We start from the raw sequence: 22904 nt of genomic DNA, 5'->3' as shown, positions 1-22904 counted from the left end.
GGGCGGCTCACCGCCCGCGCAGCTGTGCGGCATACCGCGACAGCGCGCCTCGGTAGCCCTGGGTGTCGTCGTCGCCGGCGTGGTGCAGCAGGACCTCCAGGAGGTCCGCCACGGCCTCGCCGGGGCGGCCGCAGTCGAACGCCGCCAGTGCACGGAACGCCGCCACCGCGGCGGACCCCGGGCGCTCCGACTCGAGCTGGGTGAGCAGGTCGTACGCCGCGTCGGCATGACCGGTGTTGCGCAGGCTGGACGCGAGCTGGATCCGGGCCCGGTGCCGGTGCGGCTCGCGCAGGCCTCCAGCGAGGGCCTCGCGGTACGCCTCGACGGCCTCGGACTCGCGGTCGGCCGCGTCGAGCGCCGAGGCGTACTCGTAGACCAGCCGGGGGTCGTCCGGGCGACGGTCGCGCAGGACCCGCGCGGCCTCGACCCGGGCGCTGTGGTCGTGGAGGGCCCACAGGGCGGTGATCTCGGGCTCCAGCTCGTGCTCCCCGCGGGCCGCAACGACCTTGCGCCGCACGTCCGCGGCCGTGTCGGAGGTGGCGCCCTGCTCCCCCAGCCAGGCCGCCACCTGCGCCCGCTCCGAGTGGCACATCAGGGCCACCACGTCGCCGTCGGCGGCGCCGGGGACGAGCGCCTGCAGTCCGCCCAGCTCGGTGTCGTAGGACTCGATGTCGGCCACGCCGGCGCGGGCCAGCCCGGCGCGAAGGTGGGCCTCGAGCTCCTCCATGGTGCGCCCGCGCAGGTAGTGCGCCTTGTGCGCTGCGACCACCCTGTCGGCGCGCAGCCCGGCGATCTCGCCCATGGCCTCGAGCAGCTCGTCGGTGCGGTCGCCGGCGAGGCCCAGGCCGAGGTGGACCTGGCCGCCGGGCACCGTCAGGCCGTGCGCCACGTCGAGCAGCGCCTCGAGGCCCGCCTCGTTGTGCGCGAGGTCGACGATGACCGTGATCTCGGCGCCGTCGGGGCGCCTCAGCGTGTACGTGTTCATGCGCCCGGGGTTGAGCCGGTCGTCCGGTGCGAACGTCCGCAGCCCCTCGACGACCGCGTCGCGCGGTATGCCGAGCCCGAGCGCCGCTGCCGCACCGGCGAGGACGTTCGCGATGTTGTGCTGCGACAGGCCCGACAGCGTGGCCGGCACGTCGAGCACGCTGACCAGGCGGTCGGGGTCGCGGCCGGCCTCGAGCACGGTGACGTCGCCGTCGAGGACCGTCACGGCACGGCCGCCGAGGTCCAGCGCCTGGCGGATCGCCGGCGCGTCGGACCGCAGGGCGAAGACCCACGGCTTGGCGCGGGTCCCGGTGCGCATCGCCCAGACCCGCGGGTCCTCGCCGTTGAGCACGGCCCAGCCACCGGGCCGCGTGGCCTTGGTGACGATCGCCTTGACCTCGGCCAGCTGGTCGACGGTGTCGATCCCCTGCATCCCGAGGTGGTCGGCCGACACGTTCGTGACGACGCTGACGTCGTTGTGGCTGACGCCCATGCCCTTGAGCAGCATGCCCCCGCGCGCGGTCTCCAGGATGGCCAGCTGGACGCCGGGGGCGCTGAGGACCGCCCGCGCCCCGGCGGGCCCCGAGTAGTCGCCGGCCTCGACGAGCTCGCCCTGGACGACGATGCCATCGGTCGAGGACCAGCCGGTCCGCAGGCCGGCGGTCATGCCGATGTGCCCGAGCAGCCGGGTCGTGGTGGTCTTCCCGTTGGTGCCGGTCACGGAGGCGACAGGGATCGTGGGCCGGACGATCGCGGGCCGGTCCCCGGGTGCGGCGGCCGCCACCACGGCCGCCTGGTCGGCGACCGCGTCCCGGCCCTCGAGCCAGGCCTGCAGGACCGGACCGGTGGCCTCGCCCAGCGCCCTCGCCCGCCCGCGGCGTCGCCAGACGAACGCGACGACGACCTGCGCGGGGCTGGAGCCGGCCCGCACCCGCACGCCGAGCCGGGTGGTCCCGCTGGCCGCCGCGGTCGCGCGGACGGCGCGCTCCACGACGCGCATGACGAACCGCTGGCGCGCCTGCGTGCCGGGCGCACCCGGCCGGGCACCAGGCATACCGACGCGCCCGGCGAGGCGACCCAGGTCGGGCTCGGCTGCTGCGAGGTACCCGGGCAGGTCGAGGGTGACCTTGACCGCCGGCTTGGCGAAGTAGAGGTTCGGCCCCTCGAGGACGCGGACCTCGGTGACCGTGACGGTCTCGGCCACGCCGGATGCGGACGTCATGGCGTCAGACGCTACTGCCCGCCCCCGGCTCGCGCGCCGCCGCTACTGGCCCATGGCGTGCACGCCGCCGTCGACGTGCACGATCTCGCCGGTGGTGGCGGGGAACCAGTCGGACAGAAGGGCTGCACAGGCCTTCGCGGCGGGCACCGGGTCGTTGACGTCCCAGCCCAGCGGGGCCCGCTGGCCCCAGGTGTCCTCGAAGGCGACGAAGCCCGGGATCGACTTGGCCGCGGTCGTGCGGATCGGCCCGGCGGAGACCAGGTTGCTGCGGATGCCCTTCGGCCCGAGGTCGCGGGCGAGGTAGCGGTTCGTGGACTCGAACGCCGCCTTGGCCACACCCATCCAGTCGTACACGGGCCAGGCGAACTTCGCGTCGAAGGTGAGGCCGACGATCGCCCCGCCCTCGCGCATCAGCGGCAGGGCCGCGACGGCCAGCGACTTCAGCGAGTAGGCCGAGGCGTGCATCGCCGTCGACACGTCCTCGAACGTGCCCTCCATGAAGTTGAAGGCACCCTGCGGCGCGAACCCGATCGAGTGGAGCACGCCATCGAGGTGGTCGACGTGCTCGCCGAGCCGCTCGGCCAGGCTGTCGAGGTCGCCCTGGTTCGTGACGTCGAGCTCGATGACCGGCGGGGTGGTCGGCAGCCGCCTGGCGATGGTCTGGGTGATCTTGAAGGTGCGCCCGAACGACGTCAGGACCACCTCGGCCCCCTGCTCCTGCGCCAGCTTGGCGACGTGGAACGCGATCGAGGAGTCCATGAGGACGCCGGTGACCAGCAGCTTCTTGCCCTCGAGCAACATGGGGGTTCTCCTTCGTGGAGTGGGGTCCTGCAGGGGGTCGGACAGGTGGGTCGGGTCAGTGGCCCATGCCGAGGCCGCCGTCGACCGGGATGACGGCGCCGGTGATGTATGCCGCGTCGTCGCCGGCGAGGAACCGCACCGCGGCGGCGACCTCGTCCGCCTGGCCGAAGCGGCCGGCGGGGATGCTCGCGAGGTAGGCCTTCTGCCGGTCCTCGGGCAGGGCCGCGGTCATGTCGGTCTCGATGAAGCCGGGGGCGACGACGTTGGCCGTGATGCCGCGACCGCCGAGCTCGCGCGAGATGGAGCGGGCGAGGCCGACGAGGCCGGACTTGCTGGCGGCGTAGTTGGCCTGCCCGGGCGACCCGTAGAGACCGACGACGCTGGAGATGAAGACGATGCGGCCGCGGCGCGCGCGGATCATGCCCTTGACCGCGCGACGGGCGCAGCGGAAGGCCCCGGCGAGGTTGGTGTCGAGGACGGAGTCGAACTCCTCGTCGCTCATCCGCATCAGGAGGGTGTCCCGGGTGATGCCCGCGTTGGCGACGAGCACCTCGACGGGGCCACCCAGCAGCTCCTCGGCCTCGGTGAAGGCCGCGTCGACGCTGGCGGTGTTGGTGACCTCGCAGCGGACCGCCCGCAGGCCCTCGGGGGCCTCGCCGGAGCGGTTCGTCACCACGACGTTCTCACCGGCAGCGTCGAGGGCTCGGGCGATCGCCAGCCCGATGCCGCGGTTGCCCCCCGTGACGAGGATGTTGCGCCCAGCCATCGATCTCCTCCGTGCCTCGCGGCGGTCGGTCGGTCGTGCGACGGGCCCCGTCCGGGGCCCGCTGCGACCCTACCGACTACCCATCGGTAGGCCGCACCCGGAACGCCCGGGGCCAGATCGGTGGCGTCGACCGTCCCGGCTTATCGTTGAAGGGTGCCCCGTCCCCGCCGCTCCCACCACGACGAGCCCGTCGTGCAGTCGGTGACCTCCGCCCCCGAGTCGCTGGCCGAGGAACAGGCCCACCGGATCAAGCGCTACCTGCTGACCATGGCCGTGCGCACCGTCTGCTTCGTCGGTGCGGCGGTGACGGCCACCAAGGGTGCGTCTCCCTGGGTGTGGGGCACGCTGTCCATCGCGGCGATCCTGCTGCCGTACGTCGCCGTCGTCATGGCCAACGCCGTCCGGCCCCGCGCCCCGGGCGGCTCACGCCCGGTCGTGCCGCGCGGGGACGGGCCGCCGCAGATCGGGCCGCGGTGACCCCAGCGGTGACCGACCTCGTCTGCAGCGCCAAGGGCTGCCGCCGCGAGGCGACCTGGGCGCACCTGTGGAACAACCCGAAGCTGCACACCCCCGACCGGCGCAAGGTGTGGCTGGCGTGCGCCGACCACCGGGACTCCCTCGGGGAGTTCCTGTCCGTCCGGGGCTTCCTCAGGGAGACCGTGGCGGCGGACGCCATCCCTGCGGACGCGGGCTAGCGCTCCCCCGTGTCGGCACGCCAAGCCGGCTAGCCGCCGATCGAGGACATCGGGCGCGCCGGCTGCACGAACGCCTCCGTGCCGATCCCGTGCCCGGGTGCCTTGCGCCACATCTCCCCACGGATGAGGCCGGCGATCTCCTCGTCGCTCGCGCCGTCGCGCAGCGGGCCGCGCAGGTCGGTCTCGGCCTGCGAGAAGAGGCAGTTGCGCACCTGGCCGTCGGCCGTCAGCCGGGTGCGGTCGCACGCGGCGCAGAACGGCGCGGACACGCTCGCGATGATGCCGACCGTCTCCGGTCCGCCGTCGACCAGGAACCGCTCGGCCGGTGCACTCCCCCGGTCCTGCGCGGGCAGCGGCGTCAGGGTGAACCGCTCGGACAGCCGCTCGCGCACCTCGTCGGCGCCGATCATGGTCGAGGCGTCCCACCCGTGCTGGGCGTCCAGCGGCATCTGCTCGATGAAGCGCAGCTCGTAGCCGCGGTCCAGGCACCACTGCAGCAGCTCGGCCACGGAGTGGTCGTTGATGCCGCGCATGGCGACCGCGTTGACCTTGACCGGCGTCAGGCCAGCCGCTGCGGCCGCCTTGAGCCCGGCCTCGACGTCGTGCAGCCGGTCGCGGCGGGTCAGGTCGGCGAACTCGCGCGGGTCGACCGTGTCGAGGCTGACGTTGATGCGGTCCAGCCCGGCGTCGGCCAGGGGCTGGGCGAGCCGGTCGAGGCCGACGCCGTTGGTGGTCATCGCGATCGAGGGCCGTGGGTCCAGGGCGGCGATGCGCCGGACCACGTCGACGAGGGAACGGCGCAGCAGCGGCTCCCCGCCCGTCAGCCGCACCTGGCGGACCCCCAGCCCCACGAAGATCCCCACGAGGCGCACGAGCTCGTCGTCGGTGAGCATCTCGGGCTTGGCCAGCCACGGCAGCCCCTCGGCCGGCATGCAGTAGCGGCAGCGCAGGTTGCACCGGTCGGTCACCGACACGCGCAGGTCACGGGCCACCCGTCCGTGCCGGTCGGGCAGCCCCGGCAGGTCGGCCGGCGGGCGCGCGCTGTCGCGCACCGTCGGGAAGGGGAGGCCGGTCATGGCCCCCAGCCTAGGCCGGGTACCGTGAAGAAGTGTTCAGGACGTTCACCTCGCGACGCTGGCTGGGCGCCCTGGCGGTGGCCGCGGTGTTCGCCGTGGCGGCGTTCTTCCTCGGCCGGTGGCAGTGGCACCGCTACGAGGCGAAGGCCGCGCGGGCCGACCGGATCCACGCCCACTACGGCGCGACGCCGCGCCCGGTCGGCCAGGTCCTGGGCGCGTCACCGATGCCGCTGGCCTCCGACTGGACCCGGGTCACCATGACCGGGACGTATGCCGCGGACAGCCAGCTGCTGGTTCGCAACCGCCCCCACGAGTCCGTCTACGGCTACGAGGTCGTCGTGCCGTTCCGGGCCGACGGTGCCGGCACGGTCCTGCTCGACCGGGGGTGGGTGCCCAACGGGGCGACTGCGGAGACCCGTCCCGACGTGCCCCCCGTCCCGACCGGTCAGGTGACCGTGACGGGGTGGGCGCGCCAGGGGGAGCCCTCGCTCGGCCGGAAGATGCAGCCGGGGCAGCTCGCGAGCATCAACCTGCGCGAGGCGTCGGCAGCAGCCGGCACGCCGCTGCTCGGGGGCTACGTCATCGTGCAGAGCGAGCGGACGGCCGACGGCGGCACGCCACCGCGACCGGCCGCTCTCGAGGCGCCCGACACCGACCTGGGCCCCCACCAGGCCTACGCGTTCCAGTGGTGGCTGGCCATGGTGGCGGGCTTCGTCCTGGTCTGGTTCGGCGCCCGGCGCGAGTACCTCGAGTCGTTGGAGCCCGCCGCCCCCGACACGGGGGACCGCACCGGACCCGCCGCCGAGGGCGACAGGACGGCCGAACCGGTGGGGGCCCGGGCGGGTCGCGGGGGTCGTCCCGCCAAGGTGAAGAAGGTGCGCATCTGGGACGAGGAGGACGGCTGAGGCAGCGCCCGGACGCCGCCTGACCACCTGCTGGGCGAGAACTGGCAGTCATCGGGCGGAGATTGGCACCGCCGCCGTCGCGGCTGCGCGCGGCACGGCATACGGTCCTGCTCGTGACGACGCCCGACCGCACCCGCACGCTCAGCCTCCTGACCGTCCCCGTCGTCCTGGTCCTGTGGGCATCGGCGTTCGTCGCCATCCGCCACCTCGGCCCGTCGGTCTCGCCCGGCGCGCTGTCGCTCGGTCGGCTGCTCGTCGCATCCGTGGTCCTCGGCGCGATGATGCTGAGCCGCCCCCGGACCTGGCCGAGCCGGCGCGACCTGCCGCTGCTCGTGACGTGCGGGGTGCTGTGGTTCGGCGTCTACAACATAACGCTCAACGCCGCCGAGCGCCGTATCGACGCCGGCACGGCCGCGATGCTGGTGCAGATCGGCCCGATCGTCGTGGCCCTGCTGGCGGCGGCCTTCCTCGGCGAGCAGCTCACCCGCTGGCTCGTGGCGGGTGCGGTCGTGGGGTTCGCGGGCGTCGTCGTGATCGGCCTGGCCAAGTCGGGCCACGCGGGGGGCGACCTCGGCGGCGTCCTGCTCGCCGTGGTGGCAGCGCTCACCTACGGCGCCGGTGTCGTCACGCAGAAGCCGCTGCTGTCCCGGCTGCCGGGGCTCGAGGTCACGTTCCTCGCCTGCGTCATCGGCGCGGTGGTGTGCCTGCCCTTCACGCCCGAGCTGGTCGACACGGTGCGCCACGGGAGCGCGACGACGCTGCTGCTCGTCGCCTACCTCGGGGTCTTCCCCACTGCGGTGGCGTTCCTGCTCTGGGCGTTCGCGCTGTCGCGGACGAACGCCGGCACGCTGGCCCTGACGACCTTCCTGGTGCCGGTCATCGCCACGGGGCTGGGGTGGCTGCTCCTCGGCGAGCTGCCCCCGGCGGGGGCGTACGTCGGGGGCGCCCTGTGCGTCGTGGGCGTGGTGCTGACCCGGCGGCGTCCACGACCGGGTCGCGGCACCGCGGACCAGAAGGTTCCCGAGCCGGACGTGGTGCCCTCCTAGGCGGGGACGTCGGACTCCTGCTCGGCGAACTGGGTCGTGTACAGGTCGCGGTAGAGGCCGTGACGCGCCATGAGCTCGGTGTGCGTCCCGCGCTCGACGACGCGCCCGCCGTCGACGACGAGGATCTGGTCGGCGCCGCGGACGGTCGACAGCCGGTGCGCGATGACGAGGGCCGTGCGGCCGGTCAGGGCGGTGTCGAGGGCACGCTGGACGGCGGCCTCCGACTCGCTGTCGAGGTGGGCAGTCGCCTCGTCGAGGACGATGAGGCCCGACCCCTTGAGCAGCAGGCGGGCCAGCGCGAGGCGCTGCTTCTCGCCGCCGGAGAGCCGGTGGCCCCGGTCGCCGACGACGGTGTCCAGGCCCTCGGGCAGGGCGTCGACCAGGGCCCAGACGTGCGCGGCCTTCAGGGCGGCGACCATCTGCTCCTCGGTGGCGTCCGGCGCCGCGTAGGCGAGGTTGGCGCGGATGGTGTCGTGGAAGAGGTGCGCCTCCTGCGTCACGACCCCGACCGTCGAGTGGACCGAGTCGAGGGTGGCGTCGCGCACGTCGACGCCGTTGATCCGCACGGCGCCCGTGGTCGGGTCGTAGAGGCGCGCGACGAGGCTGGTGATGGTCGTCTTGCCGGCCCCGCTCGGGCCGACGAGGGCGACGAGCTGCCCCGGCTCCACGGTGAACGTGACGTCCCGCAGGACGGTCCCCGAGCCCTTGCGGTCGCCGATCGCCGTGCTCTCGAGGGAGGCGAGCGACACGTCGTCAGCCGAGGGGTAGCGGAAGCCGACGCCGTCGAGCTCGACCGACACCGGGCCGTCGGGCAGCGGGCGGGCACCCGGCCGCTCCTGCACGAGCGGCTCGAGGTCGAGCACCTCGAAGACCCGCTCGAACGAGACCAGGGCCGTCATGACGTCGACGCGGACGTTGGAGATGGCGGTGAGCGGCCCGTAGAGCCGGGCGAGCAGCGCGGTGAGGGCGAGGAGCGTGCCGACGGTGAGGGTGCCGCCGACGGCCATGAGGCCGCCGAAGCCGTAGACCATGGCGGTCGCCAGCGAGGCGACGAGGGTGAGCGCCACGAAGAAGACGCTGCGGTTCATGGCGATCTTGACGCCCATGTCGCGCACGCCGGCGGCACGCTCTGCATACTCGGCGTCCTCGCGGCGGGCGTCGCCGAAGAGCTTGACGAGCAGCGCGCCGGCGACGTTGAACCGCTCCGTCATCCGCGTGCCCATGTCGGCGTTGAGGCCCATCTGGGCGTGGCTGAGACCGGCGAGCCGGCGGCCCATCCAGCGCGCCGGGACGATGAAGAAGGGCACCAGCGCCAGTGACGCCAGCGTCAGCTGCCACGAGAGCGTCGCCATGGTGCCGATGATCAGGGCGAGCGACACGACGTTGCTGACGACACTCGACAGCACGGACGTGAAGGCCTGCTGGGCGCCGAGGACGTCGGAGTTGAGCCGGCTCACCAGGGCGCCGGTCTGGGCGCGGGTGAAGAACGCGATCGGCTGCCGCAGCACGTGCGCGAAGACCTCGGTGCGCAGGTGGTAGATCAGCCCCTCGCCGATCCGGGCGGAGTACCACCGCTGCACCAGCGTCAGGGCGCCGTCCGCCAGCGAGATGGCCGCGACGAGCAGGGCCAGCTCGACCACGACGCCCCGGTCCTTGGGGATGATGCCGCGGTCGACGATGTCCTTGAGCAGCAGCGGGGTGGCGACGACCAGCGCGGCGTCGAGGACGACGACCACGACGAAGACGGCGATCTCGCGCTTGAACGAGCGCGCGTAAGACAGGGTGCGCCGGGCCGTCCCGGGGGCCAGCTTGCGGTCCTTGACCGAGTCGTCACGGGTCAGTGAACGCATGGCCATCCAGCCAGACATGCTCATGCGCCACCTCCGAGTCGTTCCGGCGGGACAACGCCTGTGCGCCGGGTCGCATTCCCATGGTGCCGCCCGGCACCGACAGGGCGGCGGCGGGTCAGCTCCGGGCGCGCTGGAGCATCCCGTGCAGCAGCCGGCCCTGGGCCTCGCGCTCGAGCCGCAGCTGGGTCCCGCGGTCGCTCGTCGCGGCGGCAGCCAGCAGCGGCTTGAGCTCGCGCAGCGCGTCGGCTGGGGCGGCGAGCAGGGCCGCGACGAGGTCGGCCGTCGTGGCCTCGAGCTCGGCACGCGGCACCGCGACGTTGGCGAGACCGGTCGCGACGGCCTCCTGCGCCCCCACGAAGCGCCCCGTCGCGCAGATCTCGAGCGCCCGGCCCGGGCCCACGAGCCGCACGAGCGGCCCCGTGCCGCCGAGGTCGGGCACCAGCCCCAGGGAGGTCTCGCGCATGGCGAGCTGGACGTCGTCGGCGACGACGCGCAGGTCGGCGGCCAGGGCGAGCTGCATGCCCGCCCCGATGGCGTGACCCTGCACGGCAGCCACGACCACTGCGGGCACCGACGCCCACGCGGTGAACCCGCGCTGGAACGCCTCGATCGCGTCGGCCGCGGCGTCCGGGCCGCCGACGGCCAGGGCGAGGATGTCCTGCTCCCCCTCGACACCTCCCGGCCGCAGCATGCCGCGGTCCAGCCCGGCCGAGAACGACTGCCCCTCACCCCGCAGCACCACGACCCGCACGGAGGGGTCCAGCCCCTCGGCGACCGCCGCCAGGGCCGCCCACAGGCTCGGGGTCTGTGCGTTGCGCTGCTCCGGCCGGTCGAGGCTGACGGTGACGACGTCGCCCACGCGGGCGACGTGCAGGTGCGGGTGCGGCCGGTCGGGGGTGTCGCTCACCCGGGCAGGCTACCCGCGGGCAGGTTGTCGGCGCGGGCCAGCACGAGCTTGGCCACCGCGTCGGTCTGCGCCAGCGCGCCCGGCACCATCGTGACCCCGTGCCGGCCGCACTCCTGGGCCATCCGGTCGCGCAGGATGCCCTCGGCCACCATGAAGGACACGGCGACGGTCCGGTCGGTGTCCTCCGGCAGCCGCCTCAGGACCTGCTCTAGCGTGGCGCCCCCGTCGAGGGCGGCGACGTCCCAGCGCCCCCACCCCTCGCGCGGGTGCTCCTGGACGACGTGCGTGACGGCGGCGACGGCGTCGCTGTCGCTGGACCCGGCGGCATACAGCAGCACTGCAGTGTGCGGGTCCGGGGCGACGCCGTGCGCGAGCAGGAGCTCCTCGGCGGCGTCGAGCAGCATCGGGTGGGGCCCGAGCGGCTCGGCGAGGGCGACCCGGGCGCCGGACGTCGAGGCGATCTGCTCCACCGCGGAGGGCACGTCCACGCGGGCGTGGTACGCGGGGGTGATCAGCACCGGCACGACGACAGCGTGGTCACCGAGCGCGGACGCCGTGGCCGCCGGGGTCGGTTCGTGGTGGTCGAGGTATGCCGTGTGGACGGGCCGTGCGGGCGCCAGCGCGCGCACGTGGCCGGCCAGCTCCTCCACGCCGCGGGCGTGCCGGGGGTCCGGCGAGCCGTGGGCCAGCAGCACGATGTCGGGTGCACTCACCGTAGGGACGCTACTCCCCTGCCAGGTCACCGAGGCGGCTCCGCACCGACACGACGTCGCCGACCACCACGACGGCGGGCGCGCGGACGCCGGCCCGGACGGCATCCGCGGCCGCGTGCTCGAGCGTGGTGACGGTGGTGCGCTGCTGCGGCGTCCAGCCCCGCTCCACCAGGGCCACGGGGGTCGTCGCGGCCCGTCCGGCGGCCACCAGCGCCGCTGCGGTCTCGGCGAGCCGCGTGACGCCCATGAGCAGCACCAGGGTCGCGTCCGGGGCGGCGTCGGCCGCCGCCGAGATCACGTGGTCGGCCCCCTCGTGGGCGGAGGCGACGACGAACGACGCCGTGATGCCGCGGTGGGTCACCGGGATGCCGGCGGCGGCGGGCACGGAGACCGCCGAGGTCACGCCGGGGACGACCTCGACCGGTATGCCGTGCTCGGCGCAGTGCAGCGCCTCCTCGCCGCCCCGGCCGAGGACGAACGGGTCACCGCCCTTGAGCCGGACGACGTTGCGGCCCTGAGAGGCGTGGTGGACGAGGATCTCGTTGATCCGCTCCTGGCTGCTGGGGTGGTTGCCGGGGGTCTTGCCGACGTCGACGACCTCGACGTCCGCGGCCAGCGTGTCGAGCAGCCCGCGGGGGCCCAGCCGGTCGGTGACGACCACGTCGGCCGCCGCCAGCAGGGCGCGTCCCCGCACGGTGATGAGGTCGTCGGCGCCGGGGCCGCCCCCGACGAGGGCCACCCGGCCCGGCCGGGACGGTGCCTCCCCCGACGCCGCCACGCGGTGGCGACGCACGGGCAGGGTGCCGGAGTCGAGCGCCGCCAGGACTGCGTCGCGGACGGCGGCGGCTCGGCGCGGGTCTCCCCCGGCGTTGACGGCGACGGTGAGGCCCTCGGCCCCTGTGCCCTCGCGACCGCGGGCCACAGCGGGCGTCCAGGCGCTCGATGCAGCGGCGTCGTCGGCCCGCACGCACCAGACCCGTGCTGCCTCGGCCTCGCGGGCCACCTGCGCGTCCGTGGCCGGGTCGCCCGTGGCGGTGTGCACGAGCCACGCGGGCTCGGGCTCCAGGAGGTCGCCGGCGACGTACTCGCGCTCGTGCCACCGGACCTGCCCGGCCGAGGCTGCCGCCGCCAGGTCCTCGCACACCCAGGGCGCCACGACGTCGACGACGGCGCCGGCGTCCAGGAGACCGCGGGCGCGACGCGCTGCCACGGGACCGCCCCCGACCACCACGGCGCGGCGGCCGTGGACGTCGAGGGTCAGCGGGTAGTCCGCGGCGGCGGTCATCAGATGCCCTCGCCGACAGCGCGGTCCGGGGCGTCGGCCATGCCCGCCGCCAGGGTGGCACCGTCGGACTCGTCGATGAGCAGGAAGGCCCCGGTGCGGCGCAGGACGCGGTAGTCGTCGACCGGCACGTCCTCGGCGAGGCGGAGGCGCACCCGCCCGATCGCGTTGAGCGGCAGGCCGTCGGGGGCGGTGCGGTGCTCCATGGTCTCGATGTCGAGCTGGTCGACGACGTCCTCGACCAGGGCCCGCGTGGTCCGCGTGCCGACGCGCAGCAGCACCCGGTCGCGCTGGCGCAGCGGACGGTCCGAGAGCACGGCGACCGTGCCGGCGATGGACCGCGTCAGGAGGCCCGGTTCGTCGGTCGCGGCGATGAGGTCGCCTCGCGACACGTCGACGTCGTCGGCCAGCCGCAGCGTGATCGACTGGGGCGCGAAGGCCACGTCGAGCTGCTCGAGGGAGCCGTCGGGCCGCGTGCGGTCGATGGCCTCGACGGTGGTCGTGCGACCGGACGGCAGGACCGTCACCCGGTCGCCGGGGCGGACCACGCCGGAGGCGAGCCGCCCGGCATACCCGCGGTAGTCGGGGTGCTCGGGTGTCCGCGGGCGGATGACGTACTGCACCGGCAGCCGCAGGGGCTGGGTCGAGGGGTCGGTCCCGACCGGCACGGACTCGAGGTGCTCGAGCAGGGTGGGGCCGGTGTACCAGGTGGCGCGGTCGGACCGGTCGACGACGTTGTCGCCGAAGAGGGCCGAGACCGGCACGGCGACGACGTCCTCGATGCCGAAACGCGTTGCGTGGCGTGCGAACTCGGCCACGATGGCGTCGAAGCGCTCCTGCGACCAGCCGACCAGGTCCATCTTGTTGACCGCCACCGCGACGTGCCGCACGCCGAGGAGCCCGGTGACCGCAAGGTGCCGCCGGGTCTGCTCGACGACGCCGTGACGGGCGTCGATGAGGATGAGGGCGAGCTCGGCGGTCGAGGCGCCCGTGACCATGTTGCGGGTGTACTGGACGTGGCCCGGGGTGTCGGCCAGCACGTAGGACCGCGTGGCCGTGGAGAAGTACCGGTAGGCGACGTCGATCGTGATGCCCTGCTCGCGCTCGGCCCGCAGGCCGTCGGTCAGGAGCGCCAGGTCGGCGGCGTCGAGGCCGCGCTCGCGGCTGACCCGCTCGACCGCGTCGAGCTGGTCGGCGAGGACGGACTTGGTGTCGTAGAGCAGCCGCCCGACGAGGGTCGACTTGCCGTCGTCGACCGAGCCAGCCGTGGCCAGCCGGAGCAGGTCGTGCCGGGGAGGCGCGCTGGTGGCCGGCGCCTCGGCGGCGGGCTCTGCGGTGTCGGCGGGCGCTTGCGTGTCGGCGGGCGCTTGCGTGTCGGCGCGGGCTGCGGCTCCGGGAGCGGTCACGGCGGCTTCCTGGTGGGTGTCGACGGTCATCAGAAGTACCCCTGCTTCTTGCGGTCCTCCATGGCGGCCTCGGAGAGGCGGTCGTCGGCGCGGGTCGCCCCGCGCTCGGTGAGCCGGGAGGCGGCGAGCTCGAGGATGACCCCGGCCACGTCACCGGCGTCGGACTCGACTGCACCGGTGCAGCTCATGTCGCCGACGGTTCGGTAGCGGACCCGCCGGGTCTCGACCGGCTCGCCGTCCTTGGGGCCGCCCCACTCGCCCGGGGTCAGCCACATGCCGTCGCGCCGGAAGACCTCGCGGTCGTGTGCGTAGTACAGCTCCGGCAGGGCGATGCCCTCGCGCTCGATGTAGCGCCAGACGTCGAGCTCGGTCCAGTTGGACAGCGGGAAGACGCGGACGTGCTCGCCCGGGGCGTGGCGGCCGTTGTAGAGGTCCCACAGCTCGGGCCGCTGGCGTCGGGGGTCCCACGCGCCGAACGCGTCGCGCAGGCTGAAGACCCGTTCCTTGGCCCTGGCCTTCTCCTCGTCGCGGCGGCCGCCACCGAAGACGGCGTCGAACTTCCCCGCCTCGATCGCGTCGAGCAGGGGCACCGTCTGCAGCGGGTTGCGCGTCCCGTCCGGCCGCTCGCGCAGCCGCCCGTCGTCGATGTAGTCCTGCACCTTCGCGACGACGAGCCGCACACCGAGGCGCTCGACCGTCGCGTCGCGGTAGTCGAGCACCTCGGGGAAGTTGTGCCCGGTGTCGACGTGGAGCAGGGCGAACGGCAGCGGCGCGGGCGCGAAAGCCTTGATCGCCAGGTGCACCATGACGACCGAGTCCTTGCCGCCGCTGAAGAGGATGACCGGGCGCTCGAACTCCCCCGCCACCTCGCGGAAGATGTGGATCGCCTCGGACTCGAGGTGGTCCAGGTGGTCCAGGACGAGCGGCGTGGCGCTGGTCCCGGTCGTCAGGCCGGTGGCCGGATGTGTCGTGGTCACAACGGTTTCCGTCTCGGTCGTGGTCATGTGTGCAGCCCGCACTCGGTCTTGTCCTTGCCGGACCAGCGCCCGGCCCGTGGGTCCTCGCCCTCGGCCACCGGCCGCGTGCAGGGCGCGCAGCCGATCGACGCGTAGCCCTCCTGCCGCAGCGGGTTGAGGAAGACGCCGTGCTCGGCGACATAGCGGTCGACGTCGTCGTCGGTCCACGCGGCGATCGGGTTGAGCTTGACCAGGCCACGGCGCGCGTCCCAGGTGACCAGGTCGATGTCGGTGCGGGTCGGGGCGTCGGCGCGTCGCATGCCGGTGACCCACGACTCGTAGCCCTCGAGCGCGCGGTTGAGCGGCTCGACCTTGCGCATCGCGCAGCAGGCGTCGGGGTCGCGGTCGTGCAGCCTCGCGCCGTACTGCTCGTCCTGCTGCGGCACGGTGAGCAGCGGCAGGATGGTGCGGATCTTGATCGGCAGCATGGCCTGGTAGGCGTCGCGCGTGCCGAGCGTCTCGACGAAGTGGTACCCGGTGTCGAGGAAGAACACGTCCGCGCCGGTGAGGGTGGTGCCGACGAGGTGCACGAGCACCTCGTCACCCATGGAGGACGCGACGGTGAGGTGCTCGCCGAAGGTCTCGTGCGCCCAGCGCAGCGCCTGGGCGGCCAGGCTCACGCGTCCCTCGTACGCCGCGTGCTGCGGCTCGCGCTCCAGCGCGGCGAAGCGCTGCTGCGCCTCCAGGGCGATGGCCTCGAGCGCGGCCCGGCCGCGGGGTGTCCCGGCGCCGGTCGCTGCAGCCTCGGGGGCGGCTGCGTCGGGGGTTGCGGCCTCGGTGCTCACGGCTGCTCCTCTCGTCCGAGGGCGGCCTGCTCGGCCACCCGCCCGGGGATGTGCTGCGCCTCGACCCGGTCGAGCCGCACGGTGAAGACGCGGGCGCAGGCCCGGCACTCCCAGCCTCCGGACGGCTCCTCGACCGGCCAGAGGTCCTCCTCGGCACAGAAGGGGCAGTGCCGGACGACCCCGCGGGGGCTGTCGCTCATCGCAGGTCGTCCTCGTCCGCCCGGTGAGCCCAGTGGGCGAAGGACTCCTCGCCGTCGCGCTGCGCGAGGAACGTGCGGGCGAGCCGCTCGAGGTAGTCGGGCAGGTCGAGGGCGCGGACCTTGAGCGCGCGGGTCTTGCGCGCCAGCTGGGGCTCGGTGCCGAGACCGCCGCCGAGGTGGACCTGGAAGACCTCCACGAGTGTGCCGTCCTCGTCGGTCTGCACCATGCCCTTGAGGCCGACGTCGGCGACCTGGAAGCGGGCGCAGGAGTTCGGGCAGCCGTTGACGTGGATCGTGAAGGGCACGTCGAAGTCCGGGAGGCGGCGCTCCATCTCGGCGATGACGGTGTTGGCACGCGCCTTCGTTTCGACCAGGGCCAGCTTGCAGAACTCGATGCCGGTGCAGGCCATCACGCCGCGGCGCCACTCGGACGGGTCGGAGGGCAGCCCCAGGGCCGCGAGGCCCTCGGTGAGCGCCGCGACCTCGGGCTCCGGCACGTCGAGGACGAGCAGCTTCTGGTGGGCCGTGAGGCGCACCCGCCCGGAACCGTGGCGCTCGGCGAGGTCGGCGACCGCCTCGAGGGTGGTCCCGCTGACCCGTCCGGCCAGCGGGGCGACGCCCACCCAGAAGCGCCCGTCCTGCTGGGGGTGGACGCCCACGTGGTCGCGGCGGTGCGCGCTCGGGGCCTCGGGGGCCGGGCCGTCGAGGAGGGCGCGGCCGAGGTACTCCTGCTCGAGCACCTCGCGGAACCGCTCGACGCCCCAGTCCGCGACGAGGAACTTCAGCCGGGCGCGGTTGCGCAGCCGCCGGTACCCGTGGTCACGAAAGATGGAGACGACGCCCCTCCACACCTCGGGCACGTCGGCGAGCGGCACCCAGGCGCCGAGCCGCTGGGCGAACATCGGGTTGGTCGACAGGCCGCCGCCGACCCAGACGTCAAACCCGGGCCCGTGCTCGGGGTGGACGACCCCGACGAAGGAGATGTCGTTGACCTCGTGCGCGACGTCGAGGCTCGGGCTGCCCGAGATGGCGGTCTTGAACTTGCGCGGGAGGTTGGAGAACTCGGGACTGCCGATGTAGCGGCGACGGATCTCCTCGACGGCCGGGGTCCCGTCCACCACCTCGTCGGCGGCGATCCCGGCGACCGGCGACCCGAGGATGACGCGCGGGGTGTCACCGCAGGCCTCGGACGTGGTGAGCCCGACGGACTCCAGCCGCGCCCAGATCTCCGGCACGTCCTCGACGCGGATCCAGTGCAGCTGGACGTTCTGGCGGTCGGTGATGTCGGCGGTGTCGCGGGCGAACTCTCGGCTGATCCCGGCGACGGCGCGCAGCTGCTCGCCGGACAGGGAGCCGCCGTCGCTGCGGACCCGCAGCATGAAGTACTCGTCGTCGAGCTCGGCCGGGTCGAGGCTGGCCGTCCTGCCGCCGTCGATCCCGGGCCTGCGCTGGGTGTACAGGCCCCACCAGCGCATCCGCCCGCGCAGGTCCTCACCGGGGATGCTGGCGAACCCCTCCTTGGCGTAGACCTGCTCGATCCGCGCCCGCACGTTGAGGCCGTCGTCGTCCTGCTTGAACTGCTCGTTGGCGTTGAGCGGCGTGCGGTCGCCGTCGGCCCAGGCGCCGGTGGCCTTGCCGGCCTGCCGCCGGGGTCGGGTGGGGGTCTGCGTCACCCGACCTATTCTGCACGGCTCGTTATGGATCGCATAACGGTCCATTATCCGACCGTAATTCCCACCGTTCCGGCAGGCTTTTCACGGGAGAGGCGGTCCCGCGCGTCAGGCGAGGGCGATGAGGTCCCGGTAGTCCTGGCCCCAGAGGTCCTCGACGCCGTCGGGCAGCAGCAGGATCCGCTCGGGCTCGAGCGCGTCGACGGCGCCCTCGTCGTGCGTCACGAGGACGACCGCACCCTTGTACGTGCGCAGGGCACCGAGGATCTCCTCGCGCGAGGCCGGGTCGAGGTTGTTGGTCGGCTCGTCGAGCAGCAGCACGTTGGCGCTGGACACGACGAGCATGGCCAGCGACAGGCGGGTCTTCTCGCCACCGGACAGCACGCCGGCGGGCTTGTCGACGTCGTCGCCGCTGAACAGGAACGACCCGAGCACCTTGCGGACCTCGGTCTCCCCGAAGCTGTCCGGCGCCGCCGACTTCATGTTCTCGAGCACCGAGCGGGTGACGTCGAGGTTCTCGTGCTCCTGGGCGTAGTAGCCGAGCTTGAGGCCGTGGCCGGGCTCGACCTTCCCGGTGTCCGGCTCGTCGACCCCGGCCAGCATGCGCAGCAGCGTCGTCTTGCCCGCGCCGTTGAGGCCGAGCACGACGACGCGCGAGCCGCGGTCGATGGCGAGGTCGACGTCGGTGAAGATCTCGAGCGAGCCGTAGGACCGCGACAGCCCGCTGGCGCGCAGCGGCGTCCGCCCGCACGGCGCCGGGTCGGGGAAGCGCAGGCGCGCCACCTTGTCGGTGACCCGCTCCCCCTCGATGCCGGCGAGCATGCGCTCGGCCCGCTTGATCATGTTCTGTGCGGCGACGGCCTTGGTGGCCTTCGCGCGCATCTTCTCGGCCTGCTCCATGAGCGCCGCGGCCTTCTTGGTCGCGTTGGCGTACTCACGCTTGCGCCGCCGCTCGTCGGTCTCGCGGGCCTGGAGGTAGGCCTTCCAGCCGACGTTGTAGAGGTCGAGCTCGGCGCGGTTGGCGTCGAGGTGGAAGACCCGGTTGACGACCGCGTCGAGCAGCTCGACGTCGTGGCTGATGACGACCAGGCCGCCGGAGTACCCCTTGAGGTAGTCGCGCAGCCACGCGATCGAGTCGGCGTCGAGGTGGTTGGTCGGCTCGTCGAGCAGCAGGGTCTCCGCCCCGGAGAACAGGATGCGCGACAGCTCGACCCGTCGCCGCTGGCCACCGGAGAGGGTGCCGAGCGTCTGCCCCAGGATGCGCTCGTCGAGGCCGAGGGCGCTGGCGATGGAGGCGGCCTCGGACTCCGCGGCATACCCGCCACGGGCGGTGAACTCGCCCTCGAGCCGCGCGTACCGGCGCATCGCCTTGTCGCGGGTCTCGTCGTCGGCGCTGGCCATGCCACCCTCGGCGGCCCGCATCTCACGGACGATCCGGTCGAGGCCGCGCGCCGACAGGATCCGGTCGCGCGCGAGGACCTGCAGGTCGCCCGTGCGCGGGTCCTGTGGCAGGTAGCCGACCTCCCCCGAGCTCGTCACGGAGCCGGCGGCGGGCTGCCCCTGGCCGGCCAGGACCTTGGTCAGGGTGGTCTTCCCCGCGCCGTTGCGGCCGACCAGGCCGACGCGGTCACCGGCGGCGATCCGGAAGGTGGCCCCGTCGAGCAGGAGGCGGGAACCGGCGCGCAGCTCGACTCCACTGGCGGCGATCACGACGAAGCTCCTGACATCGGGGGCACCGCGACACCCGCGGCACAAGGGGGCGCCCTCCGCGAAGTTGCGTGGGCGCCGACTGGGGACTGTGATTCCTAGTCTAGCGAGCGTGCGCCGGCACTGAGCACACGCCCACAGGCCGTGGAGGACCGATGAGCTTCAACGACGACGTCAAACTCGACACCTCCCAGGTCGGGGGCGGTGGGGGCGGCGGCGCCCCCGGCGGTCTGGTCGTCGGCGGGGGCGTGGGCGGCATCATCCTGCTCATCGTCATGCTCATCTTCGGCATCAACCCCGGCTCGGTGCCCACCAGCCCGGGCTCGGGCAGCGACGGCGGCAGCGGATCCGTGCAGCCCGGCGGATCGACCGACCCCTCGCAGTTCTCCCAGTGCAGGACGGGCGCCGACGCCAACCGCAACGACACCTGCCGGGTCATCGCCACGGTGAACTCGGTCAACGCGTTCTGGAGCAGCGAGCTGCCCCGCTACGGCCGCAACTACACGCCGGCCAAGACGATCCTCTACAGCGGCTCGACCCAGTCAGCGTGCGGGACCGCCTCCAACCAGGTCGGGCCGTTCTACTGCCCGCTGGACAAGCAGGTCTACATCGACGCCAGCTTCTTCCAGATCCTGTCCGACCAGTTCGGCTCGAGCAGCGGTCCCCTGGCCCAGGAGTACGTCGTCGCGCACGAGTACGGCCACCACGTCCAGGACATCCTCGGCCTGCTCGACCGCGCCCAGCAGGACCCCAAGGGCGCCCAGAGCGGCAGCGTGCGGGTGGAGCTCATGGCCGACTGCCTCGGCGGCGTCTGGGCCAACCACGCCACGCAGACCCAGGGCGAGAGCACGAGCGGCGGCCAGGTGGCGTTCCTCAAGCCGCTGACCGAGCAGGACATCAAGGACGCGCTCTCCGCCGCCTCCTCGGTCGGCGACGACCGGATCCAGCAGAAGACGCAGGGCCAGGTCAGCCCCGAGACGTGGACGCACGGGTCGGCCGCCGCCCGGCAGAAGTGGTTCACCACCGGCTACACGTCCGGTGACCTCAACCAGTGCGACACCTTCAGCGTCGACAAGGTCGAGTGACCTCCCGGCTCGACCCTCAGCGCTCCTCGACCCTCAGCGCTCCTCGACGGTGACACGGACGGCGCGGCCCCGGCGCAGGGCGTCGTCGAGCACGGACCGACGCGGGTCGGGCAGGCCGTAGAGCTCGCGGCGCGGCAGCCCGTCCAGGGCCGCCAGGCGCGGGTCGGCCAGCAGGTCACGGACGAGGGCCTTGTCGCCCCCGACGACGAGCCCCGTGGGCGCGGCCGCGCCGGACCCGCCGCCGTGCGCCCGGGGGACGAGAAGGCGCACGGCATGGTCCGCGACGGCACGGACGAGCTCGTCCGCCTGGTTGCCCCGGCGGCGGGCGAACCGCTGCTGGGACCAGCCGCCGGCCGCCGTGCGCGACTGGACGTGCCGGGTGCCCACCTTCGACACGGCGTATGCCGCGCCCTCGGCCAGCCCCACGGCATACCCGCCGCGGCGGACCAGCACCACGGCCAGCGGCACGTGGTCGAACCGCTCGGTCCCGACCACCCGTTGGGGGGCGTCGGGACCGGGGTTGTTGGCGGTGAACCGCTGCAGCCAACCCTCGAGCCGCTCGGGCGCGACCTCGACGACGCGAGTGCTCACCGGGCGGCGGTGGGTCGGCAGGTCAGGGGTCGGCAGGTCAGAGGTTGAAGCCGAGGGCGCGCAGCTGCTCGCGGCCGTCGTCGGTGATCTTGTCCGGGCCCCACGGCGGCATCCAGACCCAGTTGATCCGGTGGGTCGCGACGAGTCCCTCGAGCGCCTGGGCGGTCTGGTCCTCGATGACGTCGGTGAGCGGACAGGCCGCCGACGTGAGCGTCATGTCGAGGACGGCGTGGTTCTGCGCGTCGACAGTGATGCCGTAGACGAGGCCGAGGTCGACGACGTTGATCCCGAGCTCGGGGTCGACGACGTCGCGCATGGCCTCCTCGACGTCCGCGACGTTCGGCTGGGTGGTCGTGGTCTCGCTCATCGTCCTACCTTGTCCTCGTCCTTCTGGCTGCGGCCCGTGACCGCGGTGGTGTCGATCCCTGCCTGGTGCAACGCGTCGGTGAGGGCCATCCATCCCAGCAGAGCACACTTGACGCGGGCGGGGTACTTCGAGACGCCGGCGAACGCGACGCCGTCACCGATGACGTCCTCGTCCCCCGGGTCCTGCCCCTTCGACGTCAGCATCGTGCGCATGGCCTCGTGGGTCGCCATGGCCTCGGCGACGGTGTGCCCGATCACCTCGTCGGTGAGCACGCTCGTCGACGCCGTCGAGATCGAGCAGCCCAGGGCGTCGTAGGACACGTCGCGGATCACCGCGTCGGCGCCCTCGCCCTCGACCTGGACCCGCAGGGTCACCTCGTCGCCGCAGGTGGGGTTGACGTGGTGCACCTCGGCGCCGAACGGCTCGCGCAGGCCGGCGTGGTGCGGTCGCTTGGAGTGCTCGAGGATGAGCTCCTGGTACAGGTCCACGTCAGACCGCCACCCCAAAGACGTCGGGCACCCGGTCGAGCGCGTCGAGCATCGCGTCGACCTCGCCGGGGGTCGTGTATGCCGCGAGCGAGGCGCGCGTGCTCGCGGTGACGCCCATCCGGCGGTGCAGGGGCCACGCGCAGTGGTGGCCCACGCGGACCGCGACGCCCTGGTCGTCGAGCACCTGCCCGACGTCGTGGGCGTGGACGCCCTGGACGTCGAAGGCGACGGCGCCGACCCGGTCGACGGCGTCGGCGGGCCCGACGACGCGGACCCAGGGTCGCTCGGCCAGGCCGGCGAGCAGCCGCTCGGTGAGCGCGTGCTCGTGGGCGGCGATGCGGTCCATGCCGAGCTCGCCGAGGTAGTCGATGGCGGCGGCGAGGCCGACGGCCTGCGCCGCGTTGGGCGACCCGGCCTCAAACCGCTGCGGCGGTGCCGCGTAGGTCGACCCCTCCATCCGGACCGTCTCGATCATCGAGCCGCCGGTGATGAAGGGCGGCATCGCGTGCAGCAGCTCGCTGCGACCCCAGAGGACGCCGACGCCGGTGGGTCCGAACATCTTGTGGCCCGAGAAGGCGGCGAGGTCGACGCCGAGGTCGACCACGTCGAGCGCGACGTGCGGCGCCGACTGGCAGGCGTCGAGCACCGTGAGGGCGCCGACCCCACGGGCGGCCTCGACCAGCCGGCGCACCGGGTTGACCGTGCCCAGGACGTTGCTGACGTGGGTGAAGGCGAAGACCTTGGTCCGCTCGGTGAGCAGCTCGCCGAGCGCCGGCCCGTGGCGGCCGTCGAGGTCGAGTCGACCCTCGTTGGTCACGCCGACCCAGCGGAGGGTGGCGCCGGTGCGGCGGCAGAGCTCCTGCCACGGCACGAGGTTGGCGTGGTGCTCCATCTCGGTCACCAGCACCTCGTCGCCCTCGCCGAGGGTGAACCGCGGGTCCTTGGCCTGGCCGGCGACGGTGCCCGAGAACGCGTAGGCGACGAGGTTGAGCGACTCGGTGGCGTTCTTGGTGAACACCACCTCGTCCTGTGCCCCGCCGACGAAGCGCGCGACGGTCGCCCGGGCGCCCTCGTAGGCGTCGGTGGCCTCCTCGCTGAGCTGGTGCGCCCCGCGGTGCACAGCGGCGTTGACGTGCTCGTTGAAGGCGCGCTCGGCGTCCAGCGCACCGGCATACCGCTGCGAGGTGGCCCCGGAGTCCAGGTAGACCAGCGGCCTCCCGTCGCGCACGGTGCGCGACAGGATCGGGAAGCCGGCCCGGATGCGGGCCAGCTCCTCCTCGCCGAAGGGGGTGCTCATGGGATCGCTCTCGTCAGGTACGTCGCGGATGGGGAGGGCGGTCGC

General features: G+C 73.7%; 23 protein-coding genes. 5 read left to right on the top strand and 18 right to left on the bottom strand.

The annotated features are described in order from the left end of the window. Positions 1 to 7 precede the first annotated feature (7 nt). Genes ACFUC1_RS00925 through ACFUC1_RS00915 form a run of 3 tightly spaced genes read right to left on the bottom strand, consistent with a single transcriptional unit; the run spans position 8 to position 3773 of the window. Positions 8 to 2206 carry a tetratricopeptide repeat protein gene (locus ACFUC1_RS00925; protein ID WP_379116005.1) on the bottom strand — a complete coding sequence of 733 codons (2199 nt, stop codon included), beginning with the start codon at positions 2204 to 2206 and terminating at the stop codon, positions 8 to 10. A 42-nt stretch (positions 2207 to 2248) separates the two neighbouring features. After that, positions 2249 to 3007: an enoyl-ACP reductase FabI gene (fabI, locus tag ACFUC1_RS00920; protein WP_379116004.1), complete on the bottom strand. Its 759-nt coding sequence runs from the start codon at positions 3005 to 3007 to the stop codon at positions 2249 to 2251. Positions 3008 to 3062: 55 nt separating this feature from the next. Continuing rightward, positions 3063 to 3773: a beta-ketoacyl-ACP reductase gene (locus tag ACFUC1_RS00915; protein WP_379116003.1), complete on the bottom strand. Its 711-nt coding sequence runs from the start codon at positions 3771 to 3773 to the stop codon at positions 3063 to 3065. A 153-nt stretch (positions 3774 to 3926) separates the two neighbouring features. Here ACFUC1_RS00915 and ACFUC1_RS00910 point away from each other — a divergent pair, with 153 nt between their 5' ends. Beyond that, the gene (locus ACFUC1_RS00910; RefSeq protein ID WP_379116001.1) at positions 3927 to 4250 is read left to right on the top strand and encodes a DUF3099 domain-containing protein; all 324 of its coding nucleotides are present in this window, start codon (positions 3927 to 3929) and stop codon (positions 4248 to 4250) included. Beyond that, positions 4247 to 4468 (top strand): hypothetical protein, encoded by a 222-nt coding sequence (locus tag ACFUC1_RS00905; protein WP_379116000.1) that lies wholly within the window; start codon positions 4247 to 4249, stop codon positions 4466 to 4468. The genes ACFUC1_RS00910 and ACFUC1_RS00905 overlap by 4 nt, the downstream gene beginning before the upstream one ends. Before the next feature lie 29 nt (positions 4469 to 4497). Here ACFUC1_RS00905 and moaA read toward each other — a convergent pair whose 3' ends face one another. Further along, on the bottom strand, positions 4498 to 5544 hold the full coding sequence (moaA, locus tag ACFUC1_RS00900) for a GTP 3',8-cyclase MoaA (protein ID WP_379115999.1): 1047 nt from the start codon (positions 5542 to 5544) through the stop codon (positions 4498 to 4500). Between the two features lie 32 nt (positions 5545 to 5576). On the opposite strand from moaA, the gene ACFUC1_RS00895 reads away from it, so the two are divergent. Together ACFUC1_RS00895 and ACFUC1_RS00890 are read left to right on the top strand one after the other, a co-directional pair. Continuing rightward, positions 5577 to 6449 carry an SURF1 family protein gene (locus tag ACFUC1_RS00895; protein WP_379115998.1) on the top strand — a complete coding sequence of 291 codons (873 nt, stop codon included), beginning with the start codon at positions 5577 to 5579 and terminating at the stop codon, positions 6447 to 6449. 113 nt (positions 6450 to 6562) lie between these two features. Then, positions 6563 to 7495: a DMT family transporter gene (locus tag ACFUC1_RS00890; RefSeq protein WP_379115997.1), complete on the top strand. Its 933-nt coding sequence runs from the start codon at positions 6563 to 6565 to the stop codon at positions 7493 to 7495. Here the strand turns inward: ACFUC1_RS00890 and ACFUC1_RS00885 are convergent. The 10 genes from ACFUC1_RS00885 to ACFUC1_RS00840 form a co-directional block, all read right to left on the bottom strand. Continuing rightward, entirely contained in the window at positions 7492 to 9369 is a 1878-nt protein-coding gene (locus tag ACFUC1_RS00885) for an ABC transporter ATP-binding protein (RefSeq protein ID WP_379115996.1), read from the bottom strand. The genes ACFUC1_RS00890 and ACFUC1_RS00885 overlap by 4 nt on opposite strands. A gap of 91 nt (positions 9370 to 9460) precedes the next feature. Beyond that, positions 9461 to 10252 carry an enoyl-CoA hydratase/isomerase family protein gene (locus ACFUC1_RS00880; protein ID WP_379115995.1) on the bottom strand — a complete coding sequence of 264 codons (792 nt, stop codon included), beginning with the start codon at positions 10250 to 10252 and terminating at the stop codon, positions 9461 to 9463. Beyond that, positions 10249 to 10965 (bottom strand): sirohydrochlorin chelatase, encoded by a 717-nt coding sequence (locus ACFUC1_RS00875; protein ID WP_379115994.1) that lies wholly within the window; start codon positions 10963 to 10965, stop codon positions 10249 to 10251. The genes ACFUC1_RS00880 and ACFUC1_RS00875 overlap by 4 nt, the downstream gene beginning before the upstream one ends. A 10-nt stretch (positions 10966 to 10975) precedes the next feature. Next, the gene (cobA, locus tag ACFUC1_RS00870) at positions 10976 to 12250 is read right to left on the bottom strand and encodes a uroporphyrinogen-III C-methyltransferase (protein WP_379115993.1); all 1275 of its coding nucleotides are present in this window, start codon (positions 12248 to 12250) and stop codon (positions 10976 to 10978) included. Then, the gene (locus ACFUC1_RS00865; RefSeq protein WP_379115992.1) at positions 12250 to 13683 is read right to left on the bottom strand and encodes a sulfate adenylyltransferase subunit 1; all 1434 of its coding nucleotides are present in this window, start codon (positions 13681 to 13683) and stop codon (positions 12250 to 12252) included. The genes cobA and ACFUC1_RS00865 overlap by 1 nt, the downstream gene beginning before the upstream one ends. After that, positions 13683 to 14657, bottom strand: a complete 975-nt coding sequence (cysD, locus tag ACFUC1_RS00860) for a sulfate adenylyltransferase subunit CysD (RefSeq protein ID WP_379115991.1) — start codon at positions 14655 to 14657, stop codon at positions 13683 to 13685. Before cysD ends, ACFUC1_RS00865 begins: the two co-directional genes overlap by 1 nt. Further along, a complete protein-coding gene (locus ACFUC1_RS00855; protein ID WP_379115990.1) occupies positions 14654 to 15454 on the bottom strand; it encodes a phosphoadenylyl-sulfate reductase in 801 nt (266 codons plus the stop codon). Before ACFUC1_RS00855 ends, cysD begins: the two co-directional genes overlap by 4 nt. Continuing rightward, the gene (locus ACFUC1_RS00850) at positions 15451 to 15654 is read right to left on the bottom strand and encodes a hypothetical protein (protein ID WP_379115989.1); all 204 of its coding nucleotides are present in this window, start codon (positions 15652 to 15654) and stop codon (positions 15451 to 15453) included. Before ACFUC1_RS00850 ends, ACFUC1_RS00855 begins: the two co-directional genes overlap by 4 nt. After that, positions 15651 to 17372, bottom strand: coding sequence for a nitrite/sulfite reductase (locus ACFUC1_RS00845; protein WP_379115988.1), 1722 nt, complete (start codon positions 17370 to 17372; stop codon positions 15651 to 15653). Before ACFUC1_RS00845 ends, ACFUC1_RS00850 begins: the two co-directional genes overlap by 4 nt. 60 nt (positions 17373 to 17432) lie before the next feature. Continuing rightward, positions 17433 to 19034, bottom strand: coding sequence for an ABC-F family ATP-binding cassette domain-containing protein (locus ACFUC1_RS00840; RefSeq protein ID WP_379115987.1), 1602 nt, complete (start codon positions 19032 to 19034; stop codon positions 17433 to 17435). 152 nt (positions 19035 to 19186) lie between these two features. Between ACFUC1_RS00840 and ACFUC1_RS00835 the strand changes: the two genes are divergently transcribed. Continuing rightward, positions 19187 to 20116 (top strand): neutral zinc metallopeptidase, encoded by a 930-nt coding sequence (locus ACFUC1_RS00835; protein ID WP_379115986.1) that lies wholly within the window; start codon positions 19187 to 19189, stop codon positions 20114 to 20116. Between the two features lie 33 nt (positions 20117 to 20149). Here ACFUC1_RS00835 and ACFUC1_RS00830 read toward each other — a convergent pair whose 3' ends face one another. The 4 genes from ACFUC1_RS00830 to ACFUC1_RS00815 are packed head-to-tail and all read right to left on the bottom strand — an operon-like array spanning position 20150 to position 22859. Then, positions 20150 to 20707: an acVLRF1 family peptidyl-tRNA hydrolase gene (locus ACFUC1_RS00830; protein WP_379115985.1), complete on the bottom strand. Its 558-nt coding sequence runs from the start codon at positions 20705 to 20707 to the stop codon at positions 20150 to 20152. Between the two features lie 37 nt (positions 20708 to 20744). Then, on the bottom strand, positions 20745 to 21074 hold the full coding sequence (locus ACFUC1_RS00825; RefSeq protein ID WP_310157142.1) for a metal-sulfur cluster assembly factor: 330 nt from the start codon (positions 21072 to 21074) through the stop codon (positions 20745 to 20747). Continuing rightward, on the bottom strand, positions 21071 to 21562 hold the full coding sequence (gene sufU / locus ACFUC1_RS00820) for a Fe-S cluster assembly sulfur transfer protein SufU (protein ID WP_379115984.1): 492 nt from the start codon (positions 21560 to 21562) through the stop codon (positions 21071 to 21073). Before sufU ends, ACFUC1_RS00825 begins: the two co-directional genes overlap by 4 nt. Position 21563: 1 nt before the next feature. Beyond that, a complete protein-coding gene (locus ACFUC1_RS00815; RefSeq protein WP_379115983.1) occupies positions 21564 to 22859 on the bottom strand; it encodes an aminotransferase class V-fold PLP-dependent enzyme in 1296 nt (431 codons plus the stop codon). Positions 22860 to 22904 lie beyond the last annotated feature (45 nt).

Origin of the sequence: Pedococcus sp. NPDC057267 (assembly GCF_042668795.1) — a bacterium.
In the GTDB taxonomy this organism is placed as follows: domain Bacteria; phylum Actinomycetota; class Actinomycetes; order Actinomycetales; family Dermatophilaceae; genus Pedococcus.
Note: the sequence above shows the minus strand (reverse complement) of the source record. Positions and strands in the feature narration are given on the sequence as shown.

What these genes read in the sequence shown, in the direction of transcription:
- ACFUC1_RS00925 (WP_379116005.1), bottom strand. Translation starts at nt 2,206, where the DNA reads ATGACGTCCGCATCCGGCGTGGCCGAGACCGTCACGGTCACCGAGGTC.
- fabI (WP_379116004.1), bottom strand. Translation starts at nt 3,007, where the DNA reads ATGTTGCTCGAGGGCAAGAAGCTGCTGGTCACCGGCGTCCTCATGGAC.
- ACFUC1_RS00915 (WP_379116003.1), bottom strand. Translation starts at nt 3,773, where the DNA reads ATGGCTGGGCGCAACATCCTCGTCACGGGGGGCAACCGCGGCATCGGG.
- moaA (WP_379115999.1), bottom strand. Translation starts at nt 5,544, where the DNA reads ATGACCGGCCTCCCCTTCCCGACGGTGCGCGACAGCGCGCGCCCGCCG.
- ACFUC1_RS00885 (WP_379115996.1), bottom strand. Translation starts at nt 9,369, where the DNA reads ATGAGCATGTCTGGCTGGATGGCCATGCGTTCACTGACCCGTGACGAC.
- cobA (WP_379115993.1), bottom strand. Translation starts at nt 12,250, where the DNA reads ATGACCGCCGCCGCGGACTACCCGCTGACCCTCGACGTCCACGGCCGC.
- ACFUC1_RS00865 (WP_379115992.1), bottom strand. Translation starts at nt 13,683, where the DNA reads ATGACCGTCGACACCCACCAGGAAGCCGCCGTGACCGCTCCCGGAGCC.
- cysD (WP_379115991.1), bottom strand. Translation starts at nt 14,657, where the DNA reads ATGACCACGACCGAGACGGAAACCGTTGTGACCACGACACATCCGGCC.
- ACFUC1_RS00850 (WP_379115989.1), bottom strand. Translation starts at nt 15,654, where the DNA reads ATGAGCGACAGCCCCCGCGGGGTCGTCCGGCACTGCCCCTTCTGTGCC.
- ACFUC1_RS00845 (WP_379115988.1), bottom strand. Translation starts at nt 17,372, where the DNA reads ATGGACCGTTATGCGATCCATAACGAGCCGTGCAGAATAGGTCGGGTG.
- ACFUC1_RS00835 (WP_379115986.1), top strand. Translation starts at nt 19,187, where the DNA reads ATGAGCTTCAACGACGACGTCAAACTCGACACCTCCCAGGTCGGGGGC.
- ACFUC1_RS00825 (WP_310157142.1), bottom strand. Translation starts at nt 21,074, where the DNA reads ATGAGCGAGACCACGACCACCCAGCCGAACGTCGCGGACGTCGAGGAG.
- ACFUC1_RS00815 (WP_379115983.1), bottom strand. Translation starts at nt 22,859, where the DNA reads ATGAGCACCCCCTTCGGCGAGGAGGAGCTGGCCCGCATCCGGGCCGGC.